This is a genomic window from Nocardia sp. NPDC058633 (assembly GCF_042717045.1).
Classification (GTDB): domain Bacteria; phylum Actinomycetota; class Actinomycetes; order Mycobacteriales; family Mycobacteriaceae; genus Nocardia.
In genome coordinates, this window is sequence record NZ_JBHXRA010000001.1 from 42,162 (window position 1) to 55,453 (window position 13,292).

Below are 13,292 nucleotides of genomic sequence, written 5' to 3' on the forward strand. Positions count from 1 at the left end.
CAGGAGCCGAGACAGCCCTCACCGGAGGACCGCCCGGTGGGCTAGGTGGTGCGCAGCACGCACTCGGTACGTGAGTAGATGGTCGGGACGCACTCGTTGCAGTGCGTGCACAGGGAACGGGTGTTCGTGTCGGTGTGCCAGCGGCGGATCAGGTCCGGTTCGCGGAGCAGGGCGCGGCCCATGGCGACGAAGTCGAAGCCGTCGTCGATGGCCTGCTGCGCGGTCGGCCGGTCGGTGATGCCGCCGAGCAGGATGATCGGCAGGGTCAGCTCCTCGCGGAAGCGGCGTGCCTTGTCGGCGAGATAGGCGGGGCGGTAAGGATATTCGCGCAGGAAACCCTTGCCGACGAGCTGGAATCCCCACCGGGTCGGCACCGGCAGTGTCTTCGCGAAGTTCTTGCGCGGCGCGTCACCGCGGAAGATCGCCATCGGATTCAGCAGGGAGCTGCCCGCGGTGAGTTCGAGGGCGTCGATCGCGCCGTCGTCCTGGAGCCAGGTCGCCACCTGCAGGGAATCCTCGATCGAGAAGCCGCCCCGTACACCGTCTTCCATGGTGAGCTTGGCTGTCACGGCCATGGTCTCGCCGACGGCGTCGCGCACGGCCTCGACCAGTTCCCTGGCCACGCGCGCCCGATTGACCAGCGACCCGCCGTAATCGTCCTTGCGGCGGTTGAGCATCGGACTCAGGAACGCGCTCGCCAGATAGTTGTGCCCGAGATGCACCTCGACAGCGTCGAACCCGGACTCGCGCGCCAGTCGCGCCGCTCGCGCGTGCGCCGCGACGACCTCGGCGATCCCGAGCGCGTCGGGCACCTTCGTGAACCGCATCCCGAGTGGGTTGAACATCCGGCTCGGAGCCAGCGCGGGTGCCTGATTCGACTTGGCGTTGGCGACCGGCCCGGCGTGTCCCAGTTGCGCGCTCACCGCCGCACCTTCGGCGTGCACCGCGTCGGTGAGTCGGCGCAGGCCCGGCACCGCCTCCTCGCGCATCCAGATCTGATGCCGGTCCGTGCGCCCGCCGGGCGCGACCGCGCAGTAGGCGACCGTCGTCATCCCCACCCCGCCCTCGGCGACCTCCCGGTGGAACTCCACCAGGTCGTCGGTGGCGAGTGCGTCCGGCGTTCGCCCCTCGAACGTGGCCGCCTTGATCACCCGATTACGCAGGGTGAGCGGACCGAGAGTGGCAGGTGCGAGGACATCGCTCATGCGCAAAAGTGAAACACGTTACAGTCCTGCGGGCAATGGGGGATCTCCCGCTGAGTGGGCCGAAACGACGACGCCCGCCTGCGTCGGGTACAGGCGGGCGTCGAGAACGAGCGTGCGAAATTACCAGCGGTCGGGCGTGACCGGTGCGTCCCATGCCTTCGAGAACCGCGTCTTGTCCTTGGTGTCCACTTCCTTGCGGCGGTAGACGATGTACGGGCGGGTGAGGTAGCCGATGGGGGCGCTGAACATATGGACCAGGCGGGTGTACGGCCAGGCCGCCACCAGGGCGAGCACAGCCAGGCCGTGCAGCTGGAAGGTCCAGGGGACGCCGACCATCAGGCCCGGTTCGGGGTCGATGGAGAAGAGGCTGCGGAACCAGGGGGAAACGGTGGTGCGGTAGTTGTAGGTGCCCCACAGGAGGTTGGAGCCCCAGGTGTTGAGCAGGCCGGTGACCAGGGCCAGGGTCAGCAGCGTGTACATCATGACGTCGTTGCGGCTGGTGTTCTTGCGCACGGCGGGGATGACGATGCGCCGGTAGCACAGGATCGCCACGCCCGCGACGACCATCAGGCCGGCGATCGAGCCCGCGCCGACCGCGACGAGGTGATAGGCGTGCTCGGAGATGCCGACCGCGGCGGTCCACGACTCGGGAATCAGCAGACCCATGACATGGCCGAAGAACACCCCGAGCATGCCGAAGTGGAACAGCGGACTGCCCAGTTGCAGCAGCTTGGACTCGTAGATCTGCGAGGAACGGGTGGTCCAGCCGAACTGGTCGAAGCGGTAGCGCCAGATATGGCCCAGCACGAAAGACGTCGCCGCGACGTAGGGCAGGATCAGCCACAGGCCTTCCGGCAGGGGGATGGTGGCGTTCATCGGCGGCCTTCCGTGGCTTCGAAGAGGGCGGGGTCCATGGCGAAGGGCTCGAGGCCGACCTCTTCCTCGGGCGGACCCTGGGCGGCGAGTTCGGCGATGCGACGGCGGTCGGCGGTGGTGACCGGCGGCAAGGTGGTGAGGACCGCGCCGAGGACGCCGCTGTAGGGAGAGTTGTTGTCGCTCAGCGACAGTCGCAGCAGCTCCATCACCGGCACGTGCTCGCCGAGCAGGCGTTCGCCGCCGATCGGGTCGATGGTGGCGGCGAACTCCAGCAGCACCGGCAGGTGGTCGGGCAGTTCCTCGTCGCCCAGTTCCACCCCCGCCTGCCGGTAGGCGTGCTTGAACCGCAGCAGGGCCATCCCGCGCTTGCGGGTGTCGCCGAAGGCATAGAACGTCAGGTGCAGGCTGGCGCGGCGGCGCATGTCGAAGGTCTCGACGTAGCTCTGAGCCACTTCGATCGCCGGGGTGTCGCGCAGGTAGGTGAATATCTCGGCGAAGTGTGCCTGCACCTCTTCGGGCAATCGCGCTGCGGCTTCGGACAATTGGTCGAGCATGGCCAGGGTCTGCTCGCCGGGGTAGTCGAGCAGCAACGCCGCCAGCCGCCACACGACGAGGCGGTCGTGCTCGGCCATCTCGGTAACCGGTTGGGGCCGTTTACGAATCGACAGCAGACTCATGGCGCGACTCCGCTCGCGGGGGAGTCGGCGACGGCAGCGCCGTTGCTGCCGTTGCCGTTACCGGCGCCGTTGCCGGTCTTGCCGTTACCTGCGCCGTTCGCGCTCGGCAGGAGTCCGCTGGTGCTGCGCCCGTCCCAGTTGAGCAGGTTGATCCGGCCCGACTTCTCCTCCGGCGCGGCCTGATTGACATCGGAGAGCGAGAACTTCTCGACGACCTGATCGAACGCGGTCATACCCGGTCCGCCGTCGGTGTCGAGACTGCACCCGGTGGCCAGCGAATCCAGCTCGTGCGCCTTGGACGTGGCGCCCATCGGGATCACGTACCGGTGCTCGTACTTGGCGATGGCCAGCAGCCGGTACATGGCCTCGATCTCCTCGGGCTCGAGACCGATCGACGGCGCGATCTCGGCATCGGGTTCCTCGCCGAGGTTCACCGAGCGCATGAACGCCCGCATCCCGGCCAACCGCTGCAGCGAGGAGCGCACCGGGCCGATCTCACCGGCCGTGAACAGCTCGGCCAGGTATTCGATCGGGATCCGCAGCGCGTCGATCGCACCGAACAGGTTGCGCGCGTCCTCGCCGTCGTGACCGGTCTCGGTGAGCACATCCACGACCGGCGACAGCGGCGGCACGTACCAGACCATCGGCATCGTGCGGTATTCCGGATGCAGCGGCAGGGCCAACTGGTAGTCGACGATCAGCTTGTAGACCGGCGAATCCTGGGCGGCTTGAATCCACTCCGGCGAGATGCCCGCCTTCTCCGCCTCGGCGATCACGCGCTCGTCGTGCGGGTTGAGGAACACACCGAGCTGGGAGGTGTAGAGGTCCTGCGGATCGGTCACCTGGGCCGCTTCGAGCACCGCATCGGCGTCGTAGAGCATCACGCCGATGTAGCGCAACCGCCCGACGCAGGTCTCCGAGCACACGGTGGGGATGCCGACTTCCACGCGCGGGTAGCAGAAAGTACATTTCTCCGCCTTGCCCGTCTTGTGGTTGAAGTAGATCTTCTTGTACGGGCAGCCGGTGATGCACTGCCGCCAGCCACGGCACTTGTCCTGGTCGACGAGCACGATGCCGTCTTCCTCGCGCTTGTAGATCGCCCCGGAGGGGCACGAGGCGGCGCACGAGGGATTCAAGCAGTGCTCGCAGATGCGCGGCAGGTAGAACATGAAGGTCTCTTCGAACTCCAGTTTCACCTTGCTCTCGAGCTTGCCGAGCAGGGGGTCCTTGCCGACCTGCTCGGGACCCGAACCCAGGTCGTCGTCCCAGTTCGCACCCCAGGTGACCTTGGTGTCCTCGCCGGTGATCAGCGACTTGGGCCGCGCCACCGGGGTGGTGTCCATCGGCGGCGACGACAGCAGGTTGTCGTAGTCGTAGCTCCACGGCTCGTAGTAGTCGGCGACCGTGGGCAGGTCGGGGTTGGCGAAGATGTTCATCAGGCGCTTGAATCGCGAGCCGGACTTGAGGGTCAGCTTGCCGCGCTTGTTGAGCGTCCAGCCGCCCTTCCACTTCTCCTGATCCTCGTACTGGCGCGGATAGCCCTGCCCCGGCCGGGTTTCCACGTTGTTGAACCAGACGTACTCGGTGCCGCCACGGTTGGTCCACGCCTGCTTGCAGGTCACCGAGCAGGTGTGACAGCCGATGCACTTGTCCAGGTTCATGACCATGGCAAGTTGAGCCATTACGCGCATGGTTAGTACTCCACGTTCTGGTTGCGGCGACGGATCGTCGTTACCTCGTCACGCTGGTTTCCGGTGGGGCCGTGGTAGTTCAGGGCGAAGGACTGCTGGGCGTAGCCGCCGATCAGGTGCGAGGGCTTGATCAGCACCCGGGTGAGCGCGTTGTGGATACCGCCGCGCTTGCCCTTGGCTTCGGCGGTGGTGTTCTCGGCGCCCTCGATGCGCGGCACGTCGACCGCGCGGTCCTGGGCGTGGTACATGAAGACCGTGCCCTCGGGCATCCGGTGCGAGACGATCGCGCGGGCCACGACCACGCCGTTGCGGTTGATCGCCTCGATCCAATCGTTGTCGGCCACACCGATCTTCACCGCGTCGCGGTCCGACATCCAGATCGTCTGCCCGCCGCGCGAGAGCGTCAGCATGTGCAGGTTGTCCTGGTATGCCGAGTGGATCGACCACTTGGAGTGCGGCGTCAGGTAGCGCACGGTCAGGCCGTTGCCGCTCACCTTGCCGATGCTCGGCTCCGCGAACAGCGCCGACATGTCCAGCGGCGGACGGAAGATCGGCAGTTGCTCGCCGAGTTCGATCATCCAGTCGTGGTCGAGATAGAAGTGCTGGCGACCGGTGAGGGTGTGCCACGGCTTGAGCCGCTCGACATTGATGGTGAACGGGGAGTACCGGCGGCCACCGGATTCCGAGCCCGACCATTCGGCGGAGGTGATCACCGGGACCGGACGGGCCTGGGTGTCGGCGAACGTGATCCGTTTGCCTTCGGCCTCTTTCGCGAGGTCGACCAGTTCGGTGCCGGTCCGCCGCTCCAGCGCCTCGAACCCCTCGACCGCCAGGCGGCCGTTGGTGGTGCCCGACAGCGACAGAATGGCCTCGGCGGCGTGGGTGTCCTTGGCCAGCGAGGGTCGACCCGCGGCGATGCCGGAGACGATGGTGCCGTTCTGTCCGGCCAGGTACGCCACTTCTTCCTCGGGGAAGGTGGTGACGCCCTTGGTCGTCAGGCCCAGCTTCTCCACCAGCGGGCCGAGCGCGGCCAGCTTCTCGGCGATCTTGGTGTAGTCGCGTTCGATCTCCACGATCTTGGGCATCGTCTTGCCCGGAATCGGTTCGCACTCACCGGCTTTCCAGTCCAGCACCTTGCCGCCGGCCTGCGCGAGCGCATCGGGCGAGTCGTGCTGCAACGGCACGGCGACGATGTCCTTGCGGGTGCCGAGGTGCTTTTCGGCCAGCCAGGAGAAGCCGCGCGCGATGCGGTGGAACGCCTCGAAGTCGGTCTTGGCCTCCCACGGAGGGGAGATGGCGGGGGAGAACGCGTGCACGAAGGGGTGCATGTCGGTGGAGGACAGGTCGTGCTTCTCGTACCAGGTGGCGGCGGGCAGCACGATGTCGGCGAACAACGTGGTGCTGGTCATCCGGAAGTCCAGTGCGAGAAGCAGATCGAGCTTGCCTTCGGCGCCTTCCTCGCGCCATTCCAGTTCCTGTGGGCGTACACCCGTGGCATCGGTGGTCTGCAGGTTGGAGCCGCAGCCGAGCAGATGCTTCTGGAAGTACTCGTTGCCCTTGCCCGAGGAACCGAGCAGGTTCGCGCGCCACACGGTCAGCACGCGCGGAAAGTTCTCGGGGGCGTCCGGGTCTTCGCAGGCGAACCGCAGGTCGCCGGACTTCAAACCGTCGACGACGTGCTCGGCGGGGGTCTTTCCGGCCTCGGCGGCCTCGTCGGCCAGATCAAGGGGGTTGCGGTTGAACGTCGGGTAGCTGGGCATCCAGCCGAGACGACTCGCCAGGGCGATGTTGTCGGCGGCGGTGCGACCGGCGAACTTGCCCTTGCCCAGCGGCGACGCGAACGAGTCCGAGGTGAACGGGTCGTAGCGCCACTGGTCGTTGGTGAGGTACCAGAACACGGTGCCCTGCATCTGGCGCGGTGGGCGCTGCCAGTCACTCGCCGAAGCCAATGTGGCCCAACCGGTGACGGGACGGCACTTCTCCTGGCCGACGTAATGGGCCCAGCCGCCGCCGTTCTTGCCCTGGCAGCCGGTGAGCAGCGTCAAGGTGAAGAAGGCGCGGTAGATCTGATCGGAGTGGAACCAGTGATTGGTGCCCGCGCCCATCAGGATCATCGAGCGGCCACCGGAACGTTCGGCGTTGTCGGCGAATTCGCGTCCGATGCGCGCCGCCTGAACGGCCGGAACACCGGTGATGGCTTCCTGCCAGGCGGGGGTGTACGGCGACTCCGCGTCGTCGTAGCCCTTGGCCCACTCGCCCGGCAGACCGTCGCGGCCGACGCCGTACTGCGCGAGCAACAGGTCGAAGACCGTGGTAACCCGCTTGCCCGCGACGATTTTCGTCGGGACACCACGGATGATCGACCCGGCGACATCGGTGTCGAAACGCGGCAGCGCGATGGTGGCGGGCGCGTCGCCGGAATGTCCGAGCAGGGTGAGCAGCGGGTCGACGCCTTCGAGGTCGAGGTTCCACTTGCCCGCGCCCTCGTCGCCGAAGCGGTGGCCCAGCGAACCGTTCGGTACGACCGGGTTGCCCGCCTGGTCCAGCAGTACCGGCTTGTGCTCGACGCCCTCGCCGGTGTGGCCCAGATCGGCGGCGGTGAGGAACTTGCCGGGAAGGGCGCCGTCCTGATCCGCCGCCTCGTCGAGGCAGATCAGGTACGGCAGGTCGGTGTAGGACTTGATGTAGTCGGTGAACATCGGAGTCTGCTTCTCGATGAAGAACTCCTTGAGCACGACATGGCCCATCGACATCGCCAGCGCGGCATCGGTACCCGGCCGCGCGGCCACCCACTCGTCGGCGAACTTGGTGTTGTCGGCGTAGTCGGGGGAGACCACCACCACCTTCTGGCCGCGGTAGCGGGCCTCGGTCATGTAGTGCGCGTCGGGGGTGCGGGTCACCGGGACGTTGGAGCCCCACATGATGAGATAGCCCGCGTCGAACCAGTCGGCGGACTCCGGCACGTCGGTCTGGTCGCCGAACACCTGCGGCGAGGCCACCGGCAGGTCGGCGTACCAGTCGTAGAACGACAGCATGTAGCCACCGATCAGCGACACGAAACGCGCGCCGGTGGCATGGCTCACCATCGACATCGCGGGAATCGGCGAGAAGCCGGCCACGCGGTCGGGCCCGTACTGCTTGATCGTGTAAACGTGGGCGGCGGCGGCGATCTCGGCGGCTTCCCACCATTCGGCGCGCACGAACCCACCCTTGCCGCGCGCGTTCTTGTAGGCCTTGGCCTTGACCGGGTCCTCGACGAGGGACTCCCAGGCCAGCACCGGGTCCTTGAGCTCGGCTTTGGCCTTGCGGTACAGGTCGAGCAGGGTGCCACGCACGTACGGGTAACGCACCCGGGCGGGGGAGTAGGTGTACCAGGAGAAGGAGGCGCCACGCGGGCAGCCGCGCGGCTCGTACTCGGGCTTGTCCGAGCCCACCGACGGGTAGTCGGTCTGCTGGGATTCCCAGGTGATCACGCCGTCCTTGACGTAGATCTTCCAGGAGCACGAGCCGGTGCAGTTCACGCCGTGGGTGGAGCGCACCACCTTGTCGTGCGACCAGCGGTCCCGGTAGAACTCGTCGGCATCACGGCCGCCGACCTTGTACACCGACCGGTTGTCGGGCGAGACCTCGCCCCGCTGGAAATACTTACCGAGGTTCAGCAATGTGTCGCCGAAATCGGTGGGCGACGGACCTTGCGTGCGCGAATTAACCACGACGCCCCCTTCAAGTGCGTGAAATCGGGCTGTTGGGAGAAACTGTAAGGAGGCGGGGTGCTTCGGCAAAACGAACTTTTCACATCCGGAGTCGGGCCGCGGTGAGCTGTGAGGTCGGCGAAATGTCGTGGTCACGGGGGAGGTCGACGACGGCACCGCTGACCGAGAGCTCACCTGGGTGAATGAGTCACGAGCTGGCCGAACACGGTGATCGGGGGGCGCGCCGGAGGGGCGACGGTGATGCTTCGGAAACGGCTGGTTCTCCCGCGGTTTACATTTGTTTACACAACCGCTGTGCTCGCTGAACAGCGCTGATGTGACGCCCCACACAACTGCGGTCGGGTCGCGCCGGTGTGCGACACGATGATCGCCTCGGTCGGTGCGGCCCCGCGGACCCGACGATCGGCGCGCTCGGCGGGAAGGGTCCGTGGGCGCTCGCTGCGCGGCCGGGCTGGGTGAGCGGGCAGGGGTCGCGACGACCACGGGTTGCGCGGCGCGAATCTTATAGCATTGCTGAACGGAAAGATTTCGAATCCTTTTAATTCGGTTCAGCGCACCACATTTCGCACCCGCGAACATGATTGCCGAGCGTTAACTATCCAAATGGCACGGCGCCAATATAAAGAAACGGCATCTTTTCCGGTCGGCAGTCGGTTGGAGGTTGAACAGTCATCCAGGATGGGCCCGTGCAGACAGGAAGGGTTGGGGTGCTACCGAAACCATCGTTCGACGGAGCCGACGGGTCACCGAAACCGCCGACACTCGGCGGGTTGCTGCGGCGACTTCGCGATGATCGTCGGATTTCCCGGGAGAAGCTCGCCTTCGCGGCGGGGGTCAGCGCGAGTTACATCACGCATTTGGAGAGTGGGGACCGGGACCGACCGACACGTGCGGTGATCGAGGCGCTAGTGCGCTACCTGAACCGGATCGCACCGGTGACCGATATCGAGCGAAGACATCTTTTCGATCTGGCCGGGCTCGCCCCTGTCGACAATCCGACAGTCGAGGATCTGCGCGCCGAGATCACTGTCGAGATGCGCCGAACATTGGCGCTGCAGGAACCCGATCTCGCCGCCTACGTCGATACCCGCTGGAACGTGCTCGCGGGCAATGAATCGTACGACCGCGCGTTCCCCGGGTTGGTCGAGGACGTCAATATTCTTCGATGGTTCTTCGGTAACCCGCTCTCGCGGACGGTAATGGTGGAATGGGAGAAGGAATCCACGCTCACCGTGCACTGGCTACGCGGCCTGATCGGCCAGCAGGGCGGCGGAGACTGGGCTACCGAGCTGCTCGACGAATTGGCGCGGTATCGCGACTTCCGCCGCATCTGGGACGACGGCGACACCGTATACGGCCGCGATCACACCGCGATGCGGCTGTGCGATCTGCAGACCGGCGAGAACTACACCGTCGACGTCCAACTGTTCCGGCTCGACTCCGTCGCCTATCCCGGCCGCATCCAGTACTACCTGGGTGTACGCGGTCCCGACCACTAGATACCGGCGACCGCCACCGGTTTCACCGAGTCCGGGGCGCAGGCGGTGACCAGCGCCGCCAGCGCGGCCGCCACCTGTTCGGGGTGGGTCAGCGCGCAGCCGTGACCCGCACCCGCCACTGTGCGCACGCCTCTCGCTCCCGGCAGGCCCGCCGCCAACCGCGCGCATTTGTCCACGGTGCTGGTGGCGTCGTGTTCGCCGCGCAGCACGAGAGCGGGCGCGCTGATCTCACCGAGGCGCCCGGCAATAGAATCGCGCCCGATCAGCGTGCGCGCCGCCGGTCGGATCGCGGTGCGATCGGTGGCGAGCCAACGGGTGATCCAGATACGCCAGATCTCGGGATCGGTTCCGCCGATCAATCGCGGCGCGAGGTCTTCGGCCAATCGCGGCAATGCGCCCACACCGCACCATTCGTCGAAGAAGTTCTCGTAATAGATTCGCTCGTCCCTGGTGCACGCGTCGGCCTCGGTATCGAGCAACGCCAATCCGGTGACGCGTTCAGGAGCGAGCAGAGCCATCCGCAGCGCGGCATAACCGCCTTGGCTCACACCACCGACAATCGCGTGCTCCACGCCGAGAGCATCGAGCACCCGCAGACCGTCGGTGGCCAGGTCCCAGTAGTCGAAGTGGGGGCCGACACCGTATCCGGTGCGGCCGTGACCGCGGGCATCCCAGGTGACGACATTGATATCGGTGTGCGCCAGTACCTTCCGAATCGGGTCGAACATGGATTCGTCCATGAGGAATCCATGGGCGAGCAGCAGTGTCGGACCGTGGACGGCATCGGTGCGGAAATGGATGTTGACAGATTCGGAGTGCACGAAGGGCATGGTCGAAACATACAAGCGACGCGAGAGATTTCGCCGGTTGCGGACCGAATGCGGCTTCGCCTGTTCGGTGTAGCGCCGGTGCGGTGAATTCACCGGCGAGTGTATGTACCTTGCTGGGGCCGGTAATTTGTGCGCGCCCTGTGGACATGTTCGTTCATGACGGATTGGATAGGGGGCGTACCGATATTCGGCTCGAATCGGAAAACGGGGACAGCGATGAGGGTGACCGAGCAGGGGCTGGACGCGCACATAAGTCTGGCCGCCGCAGGCGACAGTGTGTCGGCGACATTCGCGGTCTGCGACGCGGAGGGCAGGGCGATCTGGTACGGCCCGTTCATCGACGCCGACACCGACCATCCGCGCGGAGATCAACTCGCTGCCGCGATGGGGGCCGCGGGCCGCGCGATCTGGCTCGCGGGCCGAGCCCGCGAGGACACCGGGGCCGAGCAGGTCACCTTGCACCTGGCGGTCAGCGAGGAGGGACTCGACGCCGTCACCCTGGCCTGTACCGCGTCGATGGCCGGGCTGGCACTGGAACTGGTTGTCACCGAGGACAATCCGGCCCTGGACTGGTGCCAGGCGTTCGGCAGGCTCGACTGGACGTCGGGCCCGTTGACCGGCCTCGTCGATCCGGAGCCACCACAGACCATTCCGGCGCTCCGGGCGATCACCGGCGGCGGTCTCGACCAGCAGTCCGAACCACAGGAAAGGCTCGACATGCACGATCTGGCCCCCGATCCCTCGATGGAACTGCGTTCGGCACTGGAAAGCCTGCTGTTGCACGACGCCGTCGGCATGGACGCCACGATGCGCCACGCGATCGCGGCCGTCGTCCATCTCACCGTGGACGCACCGCTCGGACCGCCGGCGGACGCCGAGGAATTCCTCGGTCGATTCGATGCCTCGTGGTTGGTGGCGTCGTGGTTGGGCCACGACACCGAGCTGTCGCTGATCGCCACGCTGTGCGCGGGCGATGTTCCGCCGCTGTCGTGGTGCGAGCTGATGTTCACCACGACCCTGGCGCCGTGGTCGTCCGGCCCGGTGGCGGTACACGCGCGGCGCGTGTTTCGCGAGGGCGCGGGGCAGGCGGGCAGCGCGGCGGAGTTACGGGCGGTGGGACGGTGAATCGCGCCCGCCCAATACTGTTACTTTTGCTCACAAGAATGTAACCGGTTCAGTTACTCGGCGGTTATCCGACGTGCAATCATGGCTCCCGACCTCGACATCGTTAGGGAGCAAATCAAGTGTCCGAGTTCTTGACCACGATCAACGGGTATATCTGGAGCGACTCGCTGATCTACCTGTGCTTGGCCGCAGGTGTTTATTTCTCGATCAGGACCAGGTTCGTCCAGGTTCGCCAGATCCCGGAGATGATCCGGCTGCTGATGCACGGGGAGAAGTCGGCATCGGGCGTCTCCTCGTTCCAGGCGCTGGCGATGTCGCTGTCGGGGCGTGTCGGCACCGGCAATATCGCGGGTGTCGCCACGGCGATCGCCTTCGGTGGACCCGGCGCGCTGTTCTGGATGTGGATGGTCGCCTTCCTCGGCGCGTCGACGTCCTTCGTCGAGTGCACCCTCGGCCAGATCTACAAAACCCGCGACCCGCTGACCGGTGAGTACCGGGGTGGTCCCGCGTACTACTTCAGCAGGGTGCTCGCCCACACCAAGGCCGCTCCGCTGTTCAAGGTCTATGGCGTGATCTTCGCCGCGGTCACGGTGCTGGCGTGCGGTTTGCTGATGCCCAGCGTGCAGTCCAATTCGATGGCCGCCGCGATGAACCAGGCCTGGGGTGTCTCGGAATGGGCGGTCGCGGTCGGCACGGTGATCGTGCTCGCCTTCGTGATCATCGGCGGTGTCAAGCGCATCGCGGCGTTCGCCTCGGTGGTCGTGCCGTTCATGGCGGTGGCCTACATTCTGCTCGCCCTGGTGATCGTCTTCGCCAACGCCGGACAGATCCCCGAGATCCTGTCGCTGATCTTCCGCAGCGCGCTCGGCCTCGACTCCGCATTCGGCGCGATCGTCGGCTCGGCGGTCATGTGGGGCGTCAAGCGCGGTGTGTACTCCAATGAAGCGGGGCAGGGCACCGGACCACATGCCGCCGCTGCCGCCGAGGTCTCCCATCCCGCGAAGCAGGGGCTGGTCCAGGCGTTCGCCGTCTACATCGACACCCTGTTCATCTGCACCGCGACCGGATTCCTGATCCTCTCGACCGGTGCCTACCGGGTCTTCGAAGGGGAGTCGGCCGACGGCGCCGTCCTGCACGACGGTGGCGCCCTGCCCTCCGATATCGCCGTGGGCCCCGCGTACGCGCAGCACGCGGTCGACACGCTCTGGGGCGGATTCGGTTCCACCTTCGTCGCGGTCTCGCTGGCCTTCTTCTGCCTGACCACGATCATCGCCTACTACTACATGGCCGATACGAACGTCCGATTCCTGGTCGGCAAGCACGCGGCGAAGCCGGTTCCGATCATCCGCGGCACCATCGGTAGCAACACGACCCTGGTGCTGCAGGCTCTCATCCTGGTGTCCGTCGCCGCAGGCGCGGTCTCGACCGCCAGTGAGGCGTGGACACTCGGCGACATCGGCGTCGGCCTGATGGCCTGGCTCAACATCGTCGGCATCATCATCATCCAGCAGCCCGCGTTCAAGGCGCTGCGCGATTACGAGCGCCAGAAGAAGGCAGGCAAGGACCCGGTCTTCGACCCGAAAGAACTCGACATCCCCAACGCCACCTTCTGGGAGACCTACGAGCCGCAGGCGGACCGCGACAAGGTCTCGATCCCGTCGTGACCCGCACTCGTC

General features: G+C 66.3%; 9 protein-coding genes. 3 read left to right on the plus strand and 6 right to left on the minus strand.

Annotation, left to right across the window (positions count from 1 at the left end):
- Nucleotides 1-41: 41 nt before the first annotated feature.
- From ACFWUR_RS00175 to ACFWUR_RS00195, 5 genes are all read right to left on the minus strand, one after another.
- Nucleotides 42-1,205 (minus strand): NADH:flavin oxidoreductase, encoded by a 1,164-nt coding sequence (locus tag ACFWUR_RS00175; protein ID WP_378899427.1) that lies wholly within the window; start codon nucleotides 1,203-1,205, stop codon nucleotides 42-44.
- A gap of 120 nt (nucleotides 1,206-1,325) precedes the next feature.
- Nucleotides 1,326-2,081 (minus strand): respiratory nitrate reductase subunit gamma, encoded by a 756-nt coding sequence (narI, locus tag ACFWUR_RS00180; protein ID WP_378899430.1) that lies wholly within the window; start codon nucleotides 2,079-2,081, stop codon nucleotides 1,326-1,328.
- Nucleotides 2,078-2,758, minus strand: a complete 681-nt coding sequence (gene narJ, locus ACFWUR_RS00185; RefSeq protein WP_378899433.1) for a nitrate reductase molybdenum cofactor assembly chaperone — start codon at nucleotides 2,756-2,758, stop codon at nucleotides 2,078-2,080. Before narJ ends, narI begins: the two co-directional genes overlap by 4 nt.
- The gene (gene narH / locus ACFWUR_RS00190) at nucleotides 2,755-4,440 is read right to left on the minus strand and encodes a nitrate reductase subunit beta (protein ID WP_378899436.1); all 1,686 of its coding nucleotides are present in this window, start codon (nucleotides 4,438-4,440) and stop codon (nucleotides 2,755-2,757) included. Before narH ends, narJ begins: the two co-directional genes overlap by 4 nt.
- An 11-nt stretch (nucleotides 4,441-4,451) precedes the next feature.
- On the minus strand, nucleotides 4,452-8,162 hold the full coding sequence (locus tag ACFWUR_RS00195; RefSeq protein ID WP_378899439.1) for a nitrate reductase subunit alpha: 3,711 nt from the start codon (nucleotides 8,160-8,162) through the stop codon (nucleotides 4,452-4,454).
- A gap of 770 nt (nucleotides 8,163-8,932) precedes the next feature.
- Here ACFWUR_RS00195 and ACFWUR_RS00200 point away from each other — a divergent pair.
- Nucleotides 8,933-9,661 carry a helix-turn-helix transcriptional regulator gene (locus ACFWUR_RS00200; protein ID WP_378899442.1) on the plus strand — a complete coding sequence of 243 codons (729 nt, stop codon included), beginning with the start codon at nucleotides 8,933-8,935 and terminating at the stop codon, nucleotides 9,659-9,661.
- Here the strand turns inward: ACFWUR_RS00200 and ACFWUR_RS00205 are convergent.
- Nucleotides 9,658-10,491 carry an alpha/beta fold hydrolase gene (locus ACFWUR_RS00205; RefSeq protein ID WP_378900529.1) on the minus strand — a complete coding sequence of 278 codons (834 nt, stop codon included), beginning with the start codon at nucleotides 10,489-10,491 and terminating at the stop codon, nucleotides 9,658-9,660. The two genes, ACFWUR_RS00200 and ACFWUR_RS00205, sit on opposite strands and share 4 nt — an antisense overlap.
- 216 nt (nucleotides 10,492-10,707) lie before the next feature.
- Here ACFWUR_RS00205 and ACFWUR_RS00210 point away from each other — a divergent pair, with 216 nt between their 5' ends.
- Complete coding sequence (locus ACFWUR_RS00210; RefSeq protein ID WP_378899445.1) at nucleotides 10,708-11,616, plus strand: hypothetical protein; 909 nt, start codon at nucleotides 10,708-10,710, stop codon at nucleotides 11,614-11,616.
- A 119-nt stretch (nucleotides 11,617-11,735) separates the two neighbouring features.
- The gene (locus ACFWUR_RS00215; RefSeq protein ID WP_378899447.1) at nucleotides 11,736-13,280 is read left to right on the plus strand and encodes an alanine/glycine:cation symporter family protein; all 1,545 of its coding nucleotides are present in this window, start codon (nucleotides 11,736-11,738) and stop codon (nucleotides 13,278-13,280) included.
- The last annotated feature ends 12 nt before the right edge of the window (nucleotides 13,281-13,292 follow it).